The 19141-nt window shown below is 67.5% G+C and carries 16 protein-coding genes; 11 read left to right on the top strand and 5 right to left on the bottom strand.

Annotated features, from left to right (window positions below; genetic code table 11):
* Window positions 1–502 precede the first annotated feature (502 nt).
* Genes QQ657_RS22450 through QQ657_RS22440 form a run of 3 tightly spaced genes read left to right on the top strand, consistent with a single transcriptional unit; the run spans window position 503 to window position 5482 of the window.
* Window positions 503–937, top strand: a complete 435-nt coding sequence (locus QQ657_RS22450; protein WP_284744169.1) for a hypothetical protein — start codon at window positions 503–505, stop codon at window positions 935–937.
* Between the two features lies 1 nt (window position 938).
* Window positions 939–1886: a hypothetical protein gene (locus QQ657_RS22445; protein WP_284744168.1), complete on the top strand. Its 948-nt coding sequence runs from the start codon at window positions 939–941 to the stop codon at window positions 1884–1886.
* Window positions 1883–5482, top strand: coding sequence for a WD40 repeat domain-containing protein (locus QQ657_RS22440; protein ID WP_284744167.1), 3600 nt, complete (start codon window positions 1883–1885; stop codon window positions 5480–5482). The genes QQ657_RS22445 and QQ657_RS22440 overlap by 4 nt, the downstream gene beginning before the upstream one ends.
* 139 nt (window positions 5483–5621) lie before the next feature.
* On the opposite strand, the gene QQ657_RS22435 is transcribed toward QQ657_RS22440, so the two are convergent.
* Window positions 5622–6122 (bottom strand): NUDIX domain-containing protein, encoded by a 501-nt coding sequence (locus QQ657_RS22435; RefSeq protein ID WP_284744166.1) that lies wholly within the window; start codon window positions 6120–6122, stop codon window positions 5622–5624.
* A 677-nt stretch (window positions 6123–6799) separates the two neighbouring features.
* On the opposite strand from QQ657_RS22435, the gene QQ657_RS22430 reads away from it, so the two are divergent.
* Window positions 6800–7726, top strand: a complete 927-nt coding sequence (locus QQ657_RS22430; RefSeq protein ID WP_284744165.1) for a hypothetical protein — start codon at window positions 6800–6802, stop codon at window positions 7724–7726.
* A gap of 425 nt (window positions 7727–8151) precedes the next feature.
* Here the strand turns inward: QQ657_RS22430 and QQ657_RS22425 are convergent, their stop codons facing one another.
* Entirely contained in the window at window positions 8152–8934 is a 783-nt protein-coding gene (locus QQ657_RS22425; protein WP_284744164.1) for a hypothetical protein, read from the bottom strand.
* 1264 nt (window positions 8935–10198) lie between these two features.
* Between QQ657_RS22425 and QQ657_RS22420 the strand changes: the two genes are divergently transcribed.
* Window positions 10199–10573 carry a phage terminase small subunit P27 family gene (locus QQ657_RS22420; RefSeq protein WP_284744163.1) on the top strand — a complete coding sequence of 125 codons (375 nt, stop codon included), beginning with the start codon at window positions 10199–10201 and terminating at the stop codon, window positions 10571–10573.
* 306 nt (window positions 10574–10879) lie between these two features.
* Here QQ657_RS22420 and QQ657_RS22415 read toward each other — a convergent pair whose 3' ends face one another.
* Window positions 10880–11179, bottom strand: a complete 300-nt coding sequence (locus QQ657_RS22415; protein WP_284744162.1) for a hypothetical protein — start codon at window positions 11177–11179, stop codon at window positions 10880–10882.
* 374 nt (window positions 11180–11553) lie between these two features.
* Window positions 11554–11751 carry a hypothetical protein gene (locus QQ657_RS22410; protein ID WP_284744161.1) on the bottom strand — a complete coding sequence of 66 codons (198 nt, stop codon included), beginning with the start codon at window positions 11749–11751 and terminating at the stop codon, window positions 11554–11556.
* Between the two features lie 460 nt (window positions 11752–12211).
* Between QQ657_RS22410 and QQ657_RS22405 the strand changes: the two genes are divergently transcribed.
* A complete protein-coding gene (locus QQ657_RS22405) occupies window positions 12212–13006 on the top strand; it encodes a hypothetical protein (RefSeq protein ID WP_284744160.1) in 795 nt (264 codons plus the stop codon).
* A gap of 5 nt (window positions 13007–13011) precedes the next feature.
* Here the strand turns inward: QQ657_RS22405 and QQ657_RS22400 are convergent, their stop codons facing one another.
* A complete protein-coding gene (locus QQ657_RS22400) occupies window positions 13012–13299 on the bottom strand; it encodes a hypothetical protein (protein WP_284744159.1) in 288 nt (95 codons plus the stop codon).
* Window positions 13300–13410: 111 nt separating this feature from the next.
* On the opposite strand from QQ657_RS22400, the gene QQ657_RS22395 reads away from it, so the two are divergent.
* The 5 genes from QQ657_RS22395 to QQ657_RS22375 all read left to right on the top strand — a co-directional run bounded on the left by QQ657_RS22395 (window position 13411) and on the right by QQ657_RS22375 (window position 18917).
* The gene (locus QQ657_RS22395; RefSeq protein WP_284744158.1) at window positions 13411–14712 is read left to right on the top strand and encodes a CHAT domain-containing protein; all 1302 of its coding nucleotides are present in this window, start codon (window positions 13411–13413) and stop codon (window positions 14710–14712) included.
* 38 nt (window positions 14713–14750) lie between these two features.
* Entirely contained in the window at window positions 14751–15104 is a 354-nt protein-coding gene (locus tag QQ657_RS22390) for a hypothetical protein (protein WP_284744157.1), read from the top strand.
* A complete protein-coding gene (locus QQ657_RS22385) occupies window positions 15101–15739 on the top strand; it encodes a hypothetical protein (protein ID WP_284744156.1) in 639 nt (212 codons plus the stop codon). The genes QQ657_RS22390 and QQ657_RS22385 overlap by 4 nt, the downstream gene beginning before the upstream one ends.
* Window positions 15730–18123, top strand: a complete 2394-nt coding sequence (locus QQ657_RS22380) for a tetratricopeptide repeat protein (RefSeq protein ID WP_284744155.1) — start codon at window positions 15730–15732, stop codon at window positions 18121–18123. Before QQ657_RS22385 ends, QQ657_RS22380 begins: the two co-directional genes overlap by 10 nt.
* A 251-nt stretch (window positions 18124–18374) precedes the next feature.
* A complete protein-coding gene (locus tag QQ657_RS22375) occupies window positions 18375–18917 on the top strand; it encodes a hypothetical protein (protein WP_284744154.1) in 543 nt (180 codons plus the stop codon).
* Window positions 18918–19141: the final 224 nt, after the last annotated feature.

Here is a 19141-nt window from a genome sequence, read left to right as displayed (position 1 = left end):
AATGCATCACGCCGATCTACATGCGCACTCCGACAGGCTCTAACACCCTGCCTGACGAGCTCGAAGTCTGCTGCCAACTCACCAGCGTCGACCGAACGAAGGACATGATCACCAGCGGCGGCTTCAACATCTTCCCCGCGAAGCCGAGGCTGCACTGAACAGCCATGACGCTGTCGCCATGAATCAGGTCAGTTCGCCGCCAAGCAAGACCGGGGAAATCCCCTTGAGGACTGCGGGCATGGCTGCACCGCAGTAGCCCTCGCGCTGCGCCCACCGCCACAGCCGGCCAAAGGGAAGCAGCAAGAGCACACAGGTGACGCCACCGAATATCACGAAAGGCGCGTAGATCAACCACACGCAGACCGCCGCCGAAAAAGAATCACTGGTCCACTCGAATTCCCGGCTGATCCAGATTGATCTCGCCTGTCCGGTTTCTCCTTCCCGTCGATGTGAGTACGCTGAACTTCGTCCGGTATGTGTCCGAGGGCCTGGGAGGGTGGACATGGACACGGTATCCGCTGCCGCGATCACTTCACTTCTAGTGAGCTACGGTAAACATTTGGCCGACATCGCGAGCGACACCATCGACGAAGGAGTCAAACGAGGACTTCGTGCCCTGTGGGAAAAAGTCCGGAGCCGATTCTCCGGCGACGAGCAGGCGTCGGGCGCCTTGACGCGGCTCGTCGACCAGCCGGAAAACCAACGCCGCCAGGCCGCCGTAGAGGATCATCTCGACGAGCTCATGTCCGCCGACTCCGATTTCGCGGCCGCACTCGCGGAGCTGGTCGATCAGGTGAAACTGGCTGGTTACGGCACCATTCAGGTGCGGGACGCGGGCGCCGTCGCGGTGGGCGGGAACGTGTCGATCAAGGGCACTCATCACGTCGCCGGCCGGGATGTCATCATCGGCACCGGCGAACCCGCACCGGGATCATGACATGGCCACCGCGAAAGCATTCGGACGCGCCGCCGCCGCGCTCGTCCTCCTCGTCGCCGTGACCTCTTGCGGGCACAAACCGGCCGCCAAGCCCCCGGACGGAACGCCGCTTCCCGGTCTGTCGGTCAGCGCCGCGCCGACCGCTCCTTCGGCGGGAACCACCTCGGAACCAGGAGAATCCTCACTGACACCCGGATCGCCGGCGACCGGCAAGCCCGGCGGTGCACCGACCGGCGGACCAGGGTCTTCCCGGCCCGGTTCGGGACCCGGCCCGGCCGGGACGTCCGCCGGTCCCGGGGCACCGGCCAATGCGTGCGGCACGCCGCCCGCCGGACGTGCGCCTGACGGGCGAGCGCAGCAGCGGATCGTCTTCCCCGCGCTCGGCAGCCACCAATGGCCGGACTCCCAGGTGACCATGCGCGCCTGCGCGACGTCGGGTCTTCCCGTCACCTATCAGTTCCAGAACGGCGGCCGGGGCGGGTCCTGCTGGGTGTCCGATCCCGCGGCCACCACCGTGAGTTCGCAAGGTGTGCCGATGTCCTGCCAGGTCACGGCTGCTCAGGCCGGGAACGCTGCCTTCGCCCCGGCCGCGCCGGCCACTGTCACCTGGGCGGTGAACAAGCTGGTGGTCACCTACGGCGTGCTCGGTTCGGCGACAACCCTGACCTACTCGGCAGCCAACCCGAACGCGACCATCCAAGTGCGCCTCACGGCCATCCACGACATCCCGTATCTGACTATGTACCTGAACGCCACCGGAGCATGCTCCTTCCCGCCGGGTAGCAGGGGTGTCGGCGGAGCCGGCGGCAGGGACATCACTGTCAACGTCGCGATGGCACTGGCTGCCCAAGGCGGCGACTGCGACATCCGCGTGGGCGTGCAGGTGAATCAGGTCGCCAACGTCGACCCCGTCACAGGCGCCAGCCGCCACTACACCGTCACGAAATGAAGCGAGCGGACGACGAGGCGGCCGAGCTGACGTCGGTCGAAAACGCCGGTCCGGTCGTCCAGCACGGCGACCTCGAAATGACCGGCGCGCTCGTGGCGGGCCGGGATCTCACCATCCACGGCACCGTCCACGTCCTGGCCGACGACGGGCCACCCTTCGGCGACCTGGCCACCCGCCCTGGGCGGGCTTCCGACGTCTGTCCGTACCCGGGGCTCGAGGCCTTCGACACCCGCTCGGCCGGGTACTTCCACGGCCGCGATGCGGACGTCGACGCCGTACTCGCGCTGCTGCGCAAGGCGTCGCTGGTCGCCGTGATCGGCTCCTCGGGCAGTGGCAAGTCGTCGCTGCTGTCCGCCGGGGTGCTTCCCGCGCTCGCCCAGGGCAAGATCGCCGGCTCGGAGCGGTGGCGAGTGGTACCGATCCGGCCGGGCAGCCAGCCGGTCGAGCACCTGGCGTCCGCCTTGGCCGAGGTGACCGGCGCCGAACCGGCCGAGGTCGCGGCGACCCTCCGGGCGGACCCCCTCGGATTCGCCGCCACCGTCGGCGGCCCCGTGATCTGGGTCGTCGACCAGCTGGAGGAGGTGTTCGACCCGGCCGTGGACACCGCCTCCAGGGACGTCTTCCTCGCTGCGATAGCCAGTGCGCGCTCGTCGACCGGGAGCAAGATCGTCCTCGCACTGCGCTCGGACTTCTACCCGCATCTCGATCAGGAACCCGCACTCGCCGCTGCGGTCGCGGACACTCAGCACCGCGTGCTGCCGATGGGACCGCAGGCCATCCGCGACGCGATCGAAAAGCCCGCTCTGCAGGTCGGGTTGCGAGTGGAGCCCGAGCTCATCGAACAGATGCTGGCCGACACTCGAGCCGCCGACAACGCGCTGCCTCTGCTCTCGTACGCGCTCGAGCAAACATGGCTGCGTCGGAACAACGGCTGGCTGACGCTCGCCGAATACGCGAAAGCCGGCGCCCTCGAGGGTGCGATCGACCGGGCCGCCGAACGGGTATGGGAGTCGCTGAGCGAGCGGCATCGCGCGACGGTTCGCCGGGTCATGCTCCGGCTGTCCCATCTCGGCGACAACGCCATCGCCGTGCGACGCCAGGCCCGGTTCGAGGACCTGGTCACCGACGCCGACGACGAAACCGCCGTCCGTGCGGTCGTCGACCGCCTGGCCGATGCCCGGATCATCACCGCCGACCAAGATCCGGCGACCCGTGCGCCGGTCGTGGACATCACCCACGAAGCGGTGCTGCGCGCATGGACCCGGCTGACGACTTGGCTGACCGAAGACCGGGAAGCCAAGCGCGCGCAAGACGACCTCAGCACCGGCGCGGCCGCATGGGACCGCCACGGCGGCGACGCCGGTTACCTGCTGCGCGGCGCCCGGCTGGCCACCGTCGACGTCGCGCGCCGCTCCGGCGACCTGACCGCCAACGACGTCGAACGCCGGTTCCTCGCCCTGAGCCGGCGACTCGAGCGCCGGCAGCGGTGGCGGTCGCGCCTGCTCGGGCTCCTGGCGGCCGGGCTGGCCGCCGCGGTCGCGCTCACGATCGTGCTCGTCGGCCAGCAACGCCAGATCAGCCAGGAGAAGACCATCGCGGACGCCGTATCACTCGCCGCCCAGTCGCGTTCGGTCAGCACGCAAGAACGGGACTTGGGCGCTCTGCTGGCCGTCGCGGGAGAACAGACCGACGACAACGCGGTCACCCGGGCGGCCGTGCAAGACGCCGTCACGTCACGTGGCGGACCGCTCGCCTACCTCCTGCCGGGCGGACGCCACGCGACGACCGTGAGCTCCCGGTTCACCCCGGACGGATCCGTCGTCGTGGGCACCAGCGACGGCGCCGTGTGCGCGCTCTCCCCCCTCGACGGCCGACAGACCGGCCCCTGCTTCGGCGGCCACCACACGAACATCACCGCGGTCACGACCACCGCCGACCTCATCGCGGCCGCGGACGCCACCGGCCTGGTGACACTGCACCGGCAGGGAGCCGCGCCCCCGATCCGCTCCGTGATGGCCACCTCCACCGCCGTCGACATCGCGCTCAGCCCCGCCCACGACCAGCTGCTCGCAGCCACCCGGTTCGGCACGATCGAACGCTGGCCGCTGACCGATCGAGCGACAGCGTTACCCGCCCTGGAAAACAGCTCCGGCGTCGTCGCCCTCGCCGTCCTCGACGAAACCGGCCAGGTCTTCGCCATCACCACGGACGGGGCGGTCAAACGCTGGAACCTCGCTGACGGAACCCAACTGCCCGACCTCGCCGAACCGGGAACCGTGAACCCGGGCACCACCATGCGCCTGGAGATCGTCGGCGGCACCCGGCTGCTGACGGTGGACGCCACCCGGATCGGCATCTGGGATCTCCGCACCGGGCAGCCGCCGACGTGGACCGACGCGCCAGGCGGCACCGCGGTCGCAGTGAACCCCGACGGCGAAACCGTCTTCGTCGGAACCACCACCGGCGCCGTCACGGCGTGGCGCCTCGCCCCCGGACCGCTGGCCGTCGACCCGGTCCGGTACGGGCTCGCCCCACCTGTCATCGCCCTCGGCACCGGCGGAGACTTCCTGGTCGGAGCAGACCAGAACGGCCGGGTGATTTCCTGGGACCTCGGCAACCGGCGATCCCCGGCCGGCACCTCCCGCCTCGAGGTGTCCGGCCCGATCGAGGCGGTCGCGCGCAGCCCCGAAGGCGCGATCGCCTCGGGTGGTGCGGACGGCGTCGTCCGAGTGACCCACGAGGGCATCACGACCGAAACCCACGCGTTCGGCGTCTCGGTGGCCCACCTCGCCTGGGAAGCCACCGGAGCGATCGCCGTCGGCACCGACCAGGGGGCGGTGTACGAGCTCGATCCGGCCACCGGCGCAGTCCGCTCCCTGCTCGATCACCCGGGAACCGCGGTCAGCGGACTCGCGACCAGCCGGGGGCTGCTCGCCGCCGCGTTCAGCGACGGCCAGGTGCTCTTCCCCGGCGGGGCAGGCCTCACCTTCCCGGCTGCCCCGGCTCCGGTAACGGCGCTGGCCCTGAGCGCGGACGGACGCACCATCGCCGTCGCGTCGGGCGACGGTGTCTCCGCTCCCCCGAAGATCTCGGTCGCCGAAGCGAGCGACGGCTTCCACGATGTCCGCACGCTAAGCGGGCACACACTGCCGATCACCAGTCTCGCGTTCAGCCCCGACGGGCATTTTCTCGCCAGCGGCAGCGATGACACGACAATCCGTGTCTGGGCGCTGGCCGACGATTCGGCGGGAACCACCCTGCGCGGCCATACGGACATGGTTCTCGCGCTGGCGTATACGCCCGACGGCAAGACGCTGGCTTCCGGCAGTCAGGACGGCACGCTCCGTCTGTGGGACGCTGACAGCAGCCTGCAGATCGGTCGCCCGCTGCAGTTCGGCGACGGCTACGTCTGGGCGCTGGCCCCCTCAGCCGACGGCGGAACACTGACCGCCGCCAACGGCACCACAGTCGTCGACTGGCCCTTCAGCCGGCAAGCGTGGCTGGACCGCGCTTGCCGGTTGGCCCAGCGGACGCTGACGGACGAAGAACGAACCCGGTACTTGCCGACCGCGGCCGCCCTACGACCCTGCGGCTGAGGCGAAGAATCACCACGCCAGAACATGGCCGCGTCAGGGGCTAACCTGAACCTCAACCGAGCCGCCCGGGCGCCGCCCAGAACAGCTCGCTTCTTTCCGGCGAGATTCTTCACGCTGCGGCGCCGGTGCTCGTACAGGGTCAGGCCGTGGGCAGGTGGCCCTGGTGCAGGTAGAGGGCCCGCCCGGTGCGCAGGGCTTCGAGGCATTGGTCGACGCGGCGGGCCATGTGCTCGGGGAGCAGCTGATGGCGCTTCTCGCGGTCGCAGAAGCGTGCCTCGTCGATCTCGACGTAGTCAGGCCGGATCTGCGCGGGGTCGATGACACCGCCGTCGAACAGCCAGTTGGTCAGCAGCGCGGGCTGGCCGTCGGGGAGAGTGCAGGGGACGAGGTCGGCGACGAGCAGGTTCCCCGCAGTCGTCTGGACACCGACCTCCTCACGGACCTCGCGCACCGCGCCGTCGGGCGGCAGCTCGCCGGGCTCCAGGCCGCCACCGGGCAGCTCCCACAGCTGGTCGCCGTAAGTGGTGTGCACCAGCAGGACACGATCGCGCGAGTCGCGGATGATCAAGCCTGCGCCGGCGAGCATCTTCCCGCGGCGCGCGTAGTGCTCCTCCGGAGAGAGCCGTTGTGCCTGGGCCATGCCGGGCGAGGCTACCTATGCCCGGCATGACCGCTACAGCGGGTAGCCCTTCACGCTCATACGCGACATCGACGACCTCGCATAGTCGGTCGTCGGTCGGGACGTCGCGGCGGCCAGCACCCGGGGCTTTGGGCAGGCGTAGGCCTCGACTGCACCGCCCGGCGCAGACGCCGAACCCGCCGGCCGATCAGCGCCCGTCCACTTACGGCACCGCCCCGAACCCACGACCCGATGTGCCTTGCCGTTCGGCAGCTCGTATGCATACGACTCCCCTTCCTTGACACTGACCACGGCCGGTCCGCTGTGCCCGGGACCGCCTATCGTCACCCGCCCGGGCGGCCGGGGGCGAAATCCGGATGAAACGGGAGTGTGCCGGGCCTACCCTCGGCCGGCAGCAGCTCCACGCACCACCAACCGAAGGAAGCGATGAGCCAGAACCAGGGCGGAACCGCCGCAGCCTCGGCTGACTCCGCCACGACGCCCTTCGACGCCTGCCTGCGGCAGTTCGGCATCGCGGCGGACGTGGTCCGGCTGGCGGTCCGCCACTGTGCCGAGACCGACCAGTACACGCGGCTCGGCGCCGGAACGGCCGACCGGCTCAAGGTCTTCCTCGACCTGAAGGACTGGGTTTCGCTGGCCAAGGCTAGGCTGGGCCGGAGCGCCCCGAGGACGGCCGCGTGTACGACGTCCTGCGTTCGGCCGCGGCGGCCGGCGAGGTGCTCGTGCCGCTCACCGCGGCCGCCTACCTCGAGGTGGGCCGGATCTCCTCGCCGCGGCAGCGCACCAACCTGGCCGACGTCATCGCTGAGATCTCGGGCTTCGTGTCCATCGCCGGGCAGCCGGTCCTGATCGAGCACCAGCTCCGGACCGCGCTCGCCGAGCGGCTCGGTGGCCCACTACCCGCGCCGGTCCCGGTGTTCGGCCTCGGCAACCCATTCGGCGTCGCCGAGCAGAAGGCTTTCGTGCTGAGACGGAAACCCGGCGGGGCACAGCAGCTACCGGCCGCCCTGGTGCGCGAGATCGAGACCGCCGGCCGGGTCATCGGCGAGTACCTGGTATTGCGTGGCCCGGTGCCGACCGACTTGCCCGCCCTGGATGCGCTCGGTCACCGCCCGGAAGACCTCGCCAAGTTCGAGGCGGCCTGGGTCGGCCGGGAGGCCGAGTTCGCGGCAATGCTGGCGGACGGGCGGGCGAACCGTGACCGGTTGGGCGACATCGTGCACGCTCGCTACCTCTACTGGGAACTCGGGCCCCGGCTCCCGGCCGCCCTCCAGCCGTACGGCCTCGATGTCGGCGGCTTCTTCGCCAAGGGTAAGGACTGGGTGTGTGCGCTGCTGGACGACATCCCGAGCGCCGCGGTCACCATCACGCTGTCCGACAAGGGCTTCTGGAACTCTTACAAGAAGTGGACCGGCAACGACATCCGAGACGCCGACGCCGTGTCGGCCGCGATCCCGTACTGCGACGTGGTGATGACGGACAAGTACGTCGCCGCCCAGCTGGCAAAATCGCCTGCGGTCGCCCGGCATAGGACGCTCGTGCTGGTCTTCGGCAATGATCGCAGAAGATTTCTGCCGAAAACTTGGCAAACGCGTACCTCGTAGATTGCCAACAAATTCGCAACGCGGCGCTGGCGCATTAGTTCCAACCCCACAGTTGTCGCCAGAAGCTTGCCGAAACGAGATGTCGGAGATAGCCTCGGGTGATCGTTGACGAGGCGTCAGCGTCAGCGAGGTCGGCGACGGCTACTCGGTCAAGTTCTGGACGGTGTCAAGAACCATTCAGCACTGTCGCGACACGCACCCCAACAACACCCGCTAGAATGAACCGCCGAAGACAGGTCAGTCAGCCAAATGGAGACTACCCGGAACACGACTAGTGCTTCAATCAGCCTTTCGAGGGCGGCCACCGCCGACTCCTGAGCCGGGGCGAGCCCACCTCGCATTGGGACATCTGCTCCGGGCTGTTCCATTCCCGAGAGCCCAGGCCGTCTAGGTCGAATATCCGGCACCCGCTCAGGTCGAAGCTGCTACGGCTCGTCAGGGGTGAGGTTGCGCTCGAGGGCCACCACGATGTCGCGCAGGGAAGGCGCTCGTCCCGGCTTCATATGCGAGTCGCGGTTCGACCACATGCTCCGCGCGGGGTAGTGCTCCCGGACGGCATCCCCGCTGGTCCCGAACTCCAGGGGAACGATCCGCTCGGTCGGCGTGAACCCCGTGTCCAAATCGGCGGAGTCCACTTCGCCGTAGCGTGAGTTCCGCAGCCAGGTGAACTTGCCGAGCGGCCACGCTGGTTCGGCGTCGACCGGCAAAACCGAAACGGTTCTCCGTCCGAGGTACCAGCCGAGGAACTCGCCGAGCATGGGCGGCTTGATGGCGCCGGTGAGGATACGCCGCGGCCGGAGGCCCGGATTGCCGGCTGCCTTCAGGGCCATGAGCGCCCTGATCTGACGTTGCTGTAGCTCTTCTTGTTCCTCGGCGTACCTGGCAGCTGCGTTCGCCTGCGCTTGGCGGACTTGATTAGCTCTCGTTTGCGCCTGGGTGAACGCGACGGCCGCTGCTGCGCCGGACTGCTCGTCGAAGAGCCTGTGGCACGGTCCATACAGCGGTATCGGGACTGGTCCCGGGTTTCCGCCCATTCCGGGCGGCACGGCGTCGATCAGGACGTTGGCGACGCACCTAAACTGCCCGGGCACCAGAGGCTCGTACCAGGCGTTCAGACACGTGGGCATCTGACTTGCCCGAGTCCGCTCGTAGCCATCACGATGGTTGAGTCGCCGACCGAAGACCAGTTGCTGCACATCCAGATGCACATCGGCCAGGACGGAAAACTCCAGGCTCTGGCACGCACGCAGGAACGTCTCGGAGATGACCGCCTTCCCGCGGGTCGACGATCATCGTCTCCGGCGCGATCACCGGCATCGCGGCGACTTGAGCCAACCGACTGTCTAGATTTAGCAGCCGGGTTGGCCGGGGTTCAGCACGCTCGAGTCCGGTACGGGTCCGAAAGCAACATGCCTGGAGTCGTCGGCCGCCGCATGAGCACCGTATACCGAGACTACTAGCGTTTTTCATTTCTCGGAGATTCACCAGATTCGATGGACTTCCGAAGGGCTTCGACCGCGCGCTTGAGAACCACACTTCCAAAGAGTATGATCACGACAGCACGAATGACTCGCCGCCATTCCTTAATCCGCCTCGGCCTGCGTGGACCCGCTGGGTAAATTTGCCAGATTCGGCCACGTGAATCCCTGACCAGGGCAGACGTTACGATGAGGCGTGAGAACTTCCATTGCCGCGACCTCTTGCTTAGCTCGTCGTAAAGTGCGCCGGAGTTCCGCCTAGTCAGCGTAGCCGGGCTCGAATGACTCTCACCTGGTCCAATTACGCCATCCCTGATGCGTCGACTTAATCCGACCTTCGCGTCCCTTAGATTGAAAGTGCGAGCGAATGTCCATTCGAAGCCGTCCGCCGGGCCAAGCTCAACATTGTATTCAACCTCGTCTACCACGATCGGAAGGTCGCTGGCATTCTTGATGTTGATCACAATATCAAATGGACCTTTGTTATCTCCCGGGTCGTCGTCAGGTTTGTAGTTTAACTTGGCGCACCAAATACCGACCTGGTCAACTTGCTTGGTGATTCGTTCGCGCCGGTCTCGACGGAAGATAACGAATGCAAGGAATAGTGACAGTGCGGATGCCCACGCGGGTACCGACCCGTAGTCCCAGTGTTGAATCCAAGTCCAGATATCCAAGTGGCTCACCTCTGTGCAGTCGAAGCCTCGAACAGTACCTGCGACCGAACCGAGACGGGCGCCGCAACTCGCCCATGCGACAGCTCTGAATGAGTCTGGACAGACGTGCGCCCTCGACTTGTGTGCGCGGTTGGGATGCACACCACAGGGCGGGACCGAGGCCGGCGGCGGGCTTGCTTGAGGTGCGCACACACAGCATCGGATGGAGGTTCTCTGCGTGTCGCACGCGAACAACCGGAGGACCGATCCGGAATCCTCGCCCGGCCGCAGGAAGCTCGGCCGCGCCCGTTGTCCACTCCGGACGGGCCCCCCGGGTTCCGGTGAAGCTCGGCGACGTCGGCCGTGAGGTCTTGCGTGCGGCATGGGCGGCCGGGGATGGCGCCTACCACCCGGCAACCGATCGGTTTGTGATCGAACGGTATTGCGAGCTTCACGACCGCCGCGCGGCGCTGCTGCGCGAAGTCGAGATCGATGGACTTACCACGGTCGGCAGTACCGGGCAGACCGTGATTCATCCGGTGCTGCGGTACGCCGAGTCCGCAGAGAAGGAAATGTGCGCCATAGAAACAACCCTCGGGCTCACGCCATGGCTCAGAGATTTCGGCATGACGCCGTCGGTCATGCCGAAGAGGGTCGCAGTACGTGGCCCGGATGTTGCAGACACGACCGACGGGAGCAGGACGGACCAGTCATGACCGGCAGCGCACAACTATGCCGCTCCTGTGAGAACCAGCCCGACGGCGCCGGCCGGTGGCCGGTGGCCGGTGGCTCGTCGACTACCTCACAGGTCACCGCGGAGCGGTTCAGCCGCGGCGGCTGCGACTCGTGATCGTCCCGCCCGACGTCCGCGCCGGCACGAGCAGATCCAGCTGCGGTGGGGCCCACAATCTTTCGGCTGGTCGAACTGCCGCTGGGCGCGAGCGATCGACGTGGCCCGCCGCTCGACCTGCACATCGAACCACTACACCGCCGCCGCGGCGCGGAGGCCCGTAGCGCCGGGTTCAGCTGGCCATCATCACGCATACGGGGTCAAGGCCGTCGACGTCATATTCGTCGTCGTTGTCCAGGTCGCAGCCGACCAAGTCCACGCGCTCGTGCCGGGGAACGGCGTAGATCGCGATCGGTGAGCCGGCGGTGGTGTAGTGCGGGCACAGCGCGGCGGTCAGCCGCGCGCACCGCAGCGAGCACACGGCACCGCCGTACATCTCCACCATGGTGCTGACCTGATCAACCGGCGCCAGCAGGTAGACGGTGTCCGTCCGTGGCGTTCCGCAGAGCTGGCACAGGTCCTCGGTGCGCATGCGCCCGGCTCGGTGGCTGTCGAACTTCCACGGATCCCAGCCCCCGCCGCGTGTGCTCGGTCCGCTGGCGGCCAGCCACGGTTGCGGGCGCGCCACCGGGCGGTGCGGCAGCGGAGCTCCGGTGTGGTCGAAGTCGGCGGTGCACTGCGTCCGCGGGCGCGGCAATCGCCGCTCAGCCGCGTAGGTTAGCGGAGCCGCGTCGGCACCTGCAGCGTGGCCGCGCGGATCAGTTGCGTGTTCGAGCACGGAGGCCGATTCGATAATCTGGTCTTCACGTCCGCCGGTCTCGGGACGCCCTTCCGGGGTACGGGCGGCTTCCCTGCCGAGCGCGATAGGCCTGGCGGACCACTGAGTCCACCAGGCCGCAGGGCGCCTCAACGCGTGATCAGGAATTCGATCAATGGTTTGAACTGATCCCAATGCGCCAGCGTGTAGAAAGCGAGCGCAAGCAGCCCAGCGACGGTGAGAAGCACGATCATCGCGCGCCGAAACCGTTCGGGGCACCGCAAGATGTTGTCGACCAGCTCGGACGGTGTCGTGGGCGGACGGAGGGAGGTCGAGCACTCGGGCATGCGTCGAGTACAGTTACACACGTGGCATCAACTCCGAAGGTTTGCTAGCCGGGAGGGTTGTCACATCGAGGGCGTTCGGGTGGTCAGAGACCCGGGCGCCCTCTTGCATCTTCCAATGTCGTCTCGTGTCGTGCAGTTTGGTCTCAGCCTACCTCTCAGTTTTCATTTGCCTTTCTACGGTCGACACTTGCACTGGCAGACGCGTGCGGCGGCCCCAACTATTCACCCATCACACTGGTACACCCCTGACAAATTAACCCGCTTGGCCCACTTGACTCCGACGTTCGAAGGCATCGCGCCGGACCGAGCGGTTGATTCAGTGCGTCCACCGGGAATCTTCAGGACATCATCGTTTTGTCAATTGACCTCGTTACTAGGCAAATGACAACCTGAAGACGCTCGTCGACCGCTCGGGAGGCGCCATGGAACCTCTGCCGGGGTGATCGGTCAGGTTGCAGCGGTGAGCGCCTGCGCGCTGCCGATGCGGGCCGTGCTCCCCACCGGCGGCGACCAGGTGGTGGTGGTCATCAGCGGGACGGCCAACGAGCCGCGGCCGGCCGTCACCGATGCCGTCCGCGCGGTGCTGCGCGACACCGCGAACAGCGGGAACGTCTCGCAGCAGGGCTCGGGCAAGAGCAGCGTCGTGCTGGTGTCGGCCGCCGACGGCGGCGATCAGCGCTCGATCGTGCTCACCCCGCGGCGGGCAGACGGGTCACTGGAGCACGGCCTTTCCCGGCCGGCGCTGATCGACCGGAACTTCACGAGCGCGGTCGACGCGATCGGCGCCACCGTGGCGCACAAAAGCGGGCTCGACCTGCTCGCCGGCATCGCCGACGCCGTCCGCGGCGTGCCCGCGGGGACATTTGTGGTCCAGAGCAGCGGCTTGAGCACCAGCGGCGCGTTCGATCTGCGGCAGGTCGGGTGGGCGGCCGACCCCGCTACCATCGCCGGGCGGCTGGCCGCCGCCGGGCAAGTGCCGCGGCTGGACGGCTGGCGCGTGCTCTTCGCCGGGCTCGGTTCGGTGGCCGGCACCCAGCCGCCGCCGTCACCGGCCCCGCGACCGGCTGGCCGCGTACTGGCAGGCGATCTGTCGAGCGGTCCACGTCGGTGCCCCCGGGAGCGAGCGGAACGCTCGCTCCCGCCGACCGACGACGACCAATTCGCAGAAATCAGGTGCTGCTCAAAGTGTCCTCGGTGCTGCGGTTCTCTGACCAGGAAGTTTGAGCAGTGCGCTCGCGGCTGCTCAGCGCGGTGAGCAATTCACGGCGTCCGGCTTGATCTGCTGGAGAGTTCCCTGTTGTCACCCCTCGTGGTGCGGGGGCCGAAGCCGAAAGGAACTCTGGCTATGAGGACCGAGATTCGTTGCAATGGCCGGACCCTGCGCGACGTGCTGGTTCGGGCGGGCGGCGTGATGGCCAGCACCGCGATCGCGTTGAGCGCGTTGACCCCGATGGCCTCGGCCACGCCGACGACGCCGGTCGCCGCGCCGTCGCCGTCCACCTCCGCGGCAGCGACGCCCGGGCTGGTGGAGGTCGACGGCGATTTCACGCCGAGCAGATCGTGCCCCGTCGCCTCTTGGGAAGGGTGCTTTCGTCGAGCAGGATGGTAGCAATGATCCGGGGGCCTGGTTGGCGCGGCGCTCGGCGGTGAGGAGCGATAATGTCCGGCGCAGACCCTGACATGTCTCGAGCCGTGGACGTACGGCTGGCCTTAGCCCGCGAATGGGATCAGCTCGTTGAGGACGTCCGCAAGCTCGACGGTCTCGAGGATTTCCTGAAGCCGCCCCGTCTCGACACGCTCCTACCCGCCGCGTGTGGCGGGCCGATCGCCATGATTAACGTGAGTCGCTGGCGGTGTGACGCTCTGCTGGTGCGACCGGACGGCGTCGAGGCCAAACGGCTACCAGGCTTGACGCTGGAGACGATTGTCGCGAGGACCAACGAGTACCTTCGAGCGCTGCGCACCGTGGACGACGCCACCCGCGGGCTATACCTCGCCCTGAAACGCGTCGAGGGTGGCGACCACACGCTGGCGGCGACGCGGGAATACACCGACGCGAAGCTAGCCTGGCAAGACGCCACGGCGACCCGCGACGAGCTCCTTACGTCGCTGCTGCCCTGGCTGTGGGACGAGATCGCCGAGCCGGTTTTGGACGCGCTGGGATTCGGCGGGATACCTAGGTCGGATGATGTGTGGCCGCGGCTGTGGTGGTGCCCGACCGGGCCGCTGACGCTGCTCCCATTGCATGCCGCCGGATACCACGGGGAAACCGGGACTGGACGCACCGTCTTGGACCGGGTCGTTTCCTCTTATACCCCGACGCTGCGGGCGTTGCTGGAGGCTCGACGGCCCCTGAAGCCAGCGCTCGAGCACGAGCGCATTCTGATCGTCTCGCTACCCGACACGCCTGACGAGGTCCCCTTGATCGACGTGATCCGCGAACGAGACCTGCTGACCTCGCTCTTTCGCGGCCGCCATACCCTGCTCGACGGCGCGGCCGCATTGTCGACAGCCGTCCAAGACCAATTACCGCGCCATACCTGGGCACACTTCAGCTGTCACGGCGGCCAGAACCTGAGCGACCCGTCACAGGGCGGGCTGGTGCTGTACGACCGAACACTCACCATCGCCGACATCGGCGCCAAGCAGCATAGGGGCGAGTTCGCGTTCCTCTCGGCATGCATGACTGCCGTCGGCGGTGTCGATCTTCCCGACGAGGCCATCACCGTGGCCGCAGCGCTTCACTACACGGGTTACCGGCAGGTTATCGGCACATTGTGGACGGTATATGACCACATCGCCGCCGATGTGGCCGAGTCGGTATACACCGATCTGACGTCCACGGGCACTTTCGAACCAGCCCAGGCGGCGTTCGCTCTCCATAAAGCCATACGGTGTCTTCGCGACGTCAAACGTCTTCCACCTAGTGACTGGTCACCGTTCACCCACACCGGACCCTGACCCGACCGCGACATGATCCAGCGCAACCGGGAGCCTCGATGACTGACAACCACGTGGTGGAAAATTCGGCGACGCAGCCGATGCCGTATCACGAGATCACCGACGGGAACTTTGCGCGCGAGGCGGCAGAGCACTTCACCGTCGCGGAACCAAAGCCCGGCACCCTCGTGCTCCGAGGCCCTTGTCCACGTTGCAGCACCATCATCGACGTCCCAATTGTGAAAAGCATCTTCCGGTCCCGCGGCCCGTTCGGTATGCGTCGAGACAGCCCGTCCCGGAGCCGTGTCGAGCCGATGATGTGCACATGCAATGACGAGCATCCCAATCGCCCCGAAGGCGCATACGGCTGCGGGGCCTACTGGACGCTCGACCTATCAGAGGAACCGTCATGACCGACCCTGACCTACCGCGATACCGGCTAGCGCCCGGGCCCGCGCCGGCAACCGCTGACGACCTCCGTGCAGCCCAGGAACGCGAGCGCCTACTGCGCACGGAACTAACCAGAGTCCGCGAAGCCGCAGTTGCGTGGCGCAACGGCCTGGGAGCACTGCTTGTCGCGCTTGTCGGATTCGGGCTAATCAAGGGTCGCTCCGACATCGGCCAGCTTGCCCCCGCCTGGGCGCGCTGGGTCGGTCTGCTCCTCCTGTTCGCAATCCTCGCTGGCGCCACCGGCGCACTGCTGCTCATCCGCGCCGCGCACGGGCGTCCCGCCGTCACCGCAATCCGGCAGTTGCCGTCGAGCCGCGCCGCTGATCACATCGAGGCACTCGCCTCAGCCGTCGCGTTGCGCTGGGGCATCATCGCGACACTCGGTTGCGCACTGTTGCTCGTCAGCGCGGTCGCCGCGACCTGGTACGGCCCGGAACGTGACAAGCTAGCGGTACGGGTGACCACACCCGCCGGGGTTACCTGCGGATCCGTTGTCCGGTTGGACCATGGGACGCTCGTGCTGAAGACCGACGCTGGCGAGGTCACGACCGACCTGAACATTGCGTCGACCATTACGGCCGTGGCCAAATGCCCGTAAGCGACCGCCCAGACGACGCGACGCCGAGCGATGCGTTGGCCGCGCTCGCCGCTGCGCAGGATCTCCACAACCGCTACGTGTCGTCCGGCGCGCTCGACGTGCTACAGGCCCACGCTGCGCTGGAGACCTATGGGACGTGGCTGGCCGCGCTCCCAGCGGAGCATTCCCAGCGCCGGGTCATCGCCGCCCAGGCAGTGCTGGTCATGCGTGGGCTCACGGAGGCGACCGATGACCAGCGCTGGCTCGATTGGGCGATCAACCTGGGGAAAGACGCCCTCGACGAGAGCAACGACGTGGTGCTCCAGAGCTGTCTGGCCAGCGTTCTGTCCGCCAGGTCCCGACTTACCGGTTCGCTGGATGACATCGACGAGGCGATCGAGCTGCGCCGCCGAGTGATCGACGGATCAGCGGAAGCGGATGCCGATCGAAGCGCCGCACTGCGGTCCAACCTGGCGGCCGATCTACGGATGCGGGCCGAGCTGATGCAGCAGCCGACCATGCGGCAGCGTCTCGAGGCGCTGCAAGACCGCATCACCCGCTACTACATCCACGCTGATACCACAGCGATACTGGAGGAGCCAGCGCTCGGCGGGGCGCAAGCGCTATACGACATCGCCAAGCGGGAGACCGGCGGGACCCCGGTCGAGATCGCCCTCGCGTTGGCCGAGCTGCGCTGGGCGCGGCACCACGCACTAGGCGAACCGGCAGACGGACCGGACCTGCCGACCGCGTTACGGATATTCGGCAGCCTCGCCGGCCACGATCCGGACCTGCTGCCCGAAGAACTGGTCACCGGCCCGCTGCGAGGAAGTCCCGAGACGTTAAAGACCATGGCCGAAATCCGCCGCAAGGTGGTGGCGACGACGCGCGAGGGCCACCCCGAGCACGCCCAGCGCCTGGACGGCCTTGTCAGCGCCCTCTGGATGTGCATCCACACCACGGCGGGCACGTCCGAGTTGGACGAACTGATCGAGCTGAGGCGGGCCTCGTCCACCGGTGACGACGCGGTCTTGCTCAACGATCTCGGCCTCGCGCTGCGGCTGCGGTTCGAACGCGGAGGTGCCGAAACAGACCTGGACGAGGCGGTCGACGTCGGGCGGCAGGCCGTCGCCAGCCTGCCGCCGGGTCTGGCCGGCCGGTCCGCGCTCTTAGGCAACCTCGCCGCCGCCTTGCTGATCCGGTTTCGGACCCGCCGAGCTGGACGCGATCTCGACGAGGCGATCGCGATCTGCGAGGAGCACCAACTGCCCGCGTTGGGCATAGCACTCAAGCTGAGCTTCGAGGTAACCGGGCGGATCGAGGATCTCGACCGGGCGATAGGACTCGCCCGAGCGGCGGTCAACTCCGAACGCTCGCGCCCACTAAACCGTGCCCAGCAACTGTCAAACCTGAGTAACATGCTGCTGCGCCGTTACGAACAATTCGGCATCGTCACCGACCTTGACAATGCCATCGCGGCCGGCAGCGAGGCAGCTGAACTCCCCCTCAACAACGCGGACCGCGCGCTCTACCTGTGCAATCTCGGAGCCATGCTGCAGACCCGGTTCATACGCGGTGGCAACCGCGCAGACCTAGACTGCGCCGAACGGGCCGGAACGCAGGCACACACGCTCGCGCCACCGAAAAGCCCGGTCCACACGACATGCCTATCAACGCTGTGCAACACGCTGCACGTCAGGGCTCTGGCCACTGGGGCCGACGTCGACTTCGGGCGTGCGGTCGATGCCGCCCGGCAGTTGCTCAACGCGACACAGCCCCGCCACGCCGAGCGCGCTCGTCGGCTGTCCAATGTCGCGTCCCTGCTGACAGACCGGTTCAGGTCAACGCAGGACACCGCTCACCTCGACGACGCGGTCGCCGCCGGCAGGGAGGCGACCGAGATAGCGGGCATTGCGCCGCCGGACCGGGCGAGGTTCGAGCTCATCCTCGCCCGAGCGCTGACGCTAACTGAGCGGGACAGCGACACGGCAGAGGCGATGACGTTGGCACGACAGGCGGCGCAGAATGCGTCAACTCCGGCGCGACTCCGCGCACTCGGAGCACAGTTGTGGGCGGGGGCGGCCGCCGACCGAGCCGACTGGGCCACCGCACGAGAAGGCATCCTCACCGCCGTCTCGCTCCTCCCCGTACTGGTGGACCACAGCCTGCGCCGTGCCGACAGCGAACATTTGCTCAGCGAGTTGACCGGCCTGAGCGGCCAGGTAGCCGCGATCGCGCTCACCACAGCGGGTTCAGCCGAAGCCTTGCGGCTTACTGAACAGACTCGTGGGCTCATCTGGACACGCCTGCTGGAATTGCACACCGACCTGGCGCGCGTCAGGCAGATCTCCCCGGCGCTGGCCGAACGCCTCGACATGGTCAGCCGCGAACTCGCGCGACAGTGAGCGAACAAGGATGTCAGGTGCGCACTTTTAACCCGGTACAGTCGCCGCGCCGACTGCCTCGAGGCCGTCGCAGGCCTGCGTGCCGCGCTCGACACCGGCAGTGAATCCGACCCAGCGTCGTCGCCGCGGCCGTCGCCGCCGACGGGCGAGGACCGACTGTTCTGACCGCTGGGCCCGCGAGCGACAGCCGCGGCGACCGGTGGTCAAGTGCGGGAGGCGACGCACGGTTCGCCGACTTCGAACTGAAGTCGTTGCCTGGTCAGGTTCGCCAGTTCGACGCCGCCATCGAGCGTGCTCTGGCACGCGGCGAGGAACCGGGCGAACCGACGATGATGACCCGGATCGTGTCGGTGAACGACGTCGTGCACGCTGGCCGCGGAATGCTCGACAAGGCAGCCGAGCAGCTGCGCAGGAAGTCTTTCCCGGAGCGTGCGCGCAACATTTTCCTCATCGCGCACATGCTGGACCACATGTTCGTCGAGGTCCTCGACGTCGTTATTGCCCACCACCTCGAGCCGCTCACGGACCTACCTGAGGACGTTGACGCGGTTTGGATGCTGTTCGCGCCTGTGCACCTGGTCGTCTGGTCGGTGGCCGAGCAGCGCTGGACGACGTTGTTCTACACCGCTGCGGCGCCTGGTCAGGAGCTTCCCGGCGCCGAAGACGAGGACGACCTCTTGATCGCCGTCGACGATGAGTTTCGGCGGCAGATTGGCGACGACTCACCCTCGCCGTACGCGTTCAAGCTCACCACCTCTCGCCCGGATGACGACGGCGGCAACGTCGCCTCATAGGCACACCGCGTCCGGCCACCGTCTCGGTAGCTCCGACCGTCCCAAGTGCGCAGACCTGGAAAATCCGGTCGCCGACGAGCCGCCCTGCCACAGTTCGCGTGCGACGGACCCATTGTCTCGGCGCGCAGGATGATGTGCCGGCGTCATCGTCCAGAACCAGATGACTCGAACGAGTGAAGATCCAAACAGGCTGTAACCGACCAGCGATCGGGCGCGACTGTGTG

Source organism: Amycolatopsis ponsaeliensis, from assembly GCF_030182635.1.
GTDB lineage: Bacteria > Actinomycetota > Actinomycetes > Mycobacteriales > Pseudonocardiaceae > Amycolatopsis > Amycolatopsis ponsaeliensis.
This window is presented reverse-complemented; position numbering and strand designations above follow the sequence as displayed.

Coding starts and splice junctions, on each gene's coding strand:
- QQ657_RS22450 (WP_284744169.1), top strand. CDS start 503: ATGGACACGGTATCCGCTGCCGCGATCACTTCACTTCTAGTGAGCTAC.
- QQ657_RS22445 (WP_284744168.1), top strand. CDS start 939: ATGGCCACCGCGAAAGCATTCGGACGCGCCGCCGCCGCGCTCGTCCTC.
- QQ657_RS22440 (WP_284744167.1), top strand. CDS start 1,883: ATGAAGCGAGCGGACGACGAGGCGGCCGAGCTGACGTCGGTCGAAAAC.
- QQ657_RS22435 (WP_284744166.1), bottom strand. CDS start 6,122: ATGGCCCAGGCACAACGGCTCTCTCCGGAGGAGCACTACGCGCGCCGC.
- QQ657_RS22415 (WP_284744162.1), bottom strand. CDS start 11,179: ATGCGCACCGAGGACCTGTGCCAGCTCTGCGGAACGCCACGGACGGAC.
- QQ657_RS22410 (WP_284744161.1), bottom strand. CDS start 11,751: ATGCCCGAGTGCTCGACCTCCCTCCGTCCGCCCACGACACCGTCCGAG.
- QQ657_RS22395 (WP_284744158.1), top strand. CDS start 13,411: ATGTCCGGCGCAGACCCTGACATGTCTCGAGCCGTGGACGTACGGCTG.
- QQ657_RS22390 (WP_284744157.1), top strand. CDS start 14,751: ATGACTGACAACCACGTGGTGGAAAATTCGGCGACGCAGCCGATGCCG.
- QQ657_RS22385 (WP_284744156.1), top strand. CDS start 15,101: ATGACCGACCCTGACCTACCGCGATACCGGCTAGCGCCCGGGCCCGCG.
- QQ657_RS22380 (WP_284744155.1), top strand. CDS start 15,730: ATGCCCGTAAGCGACCGCCCAGACGACGCGACGCCGAGCGATGCGTTG.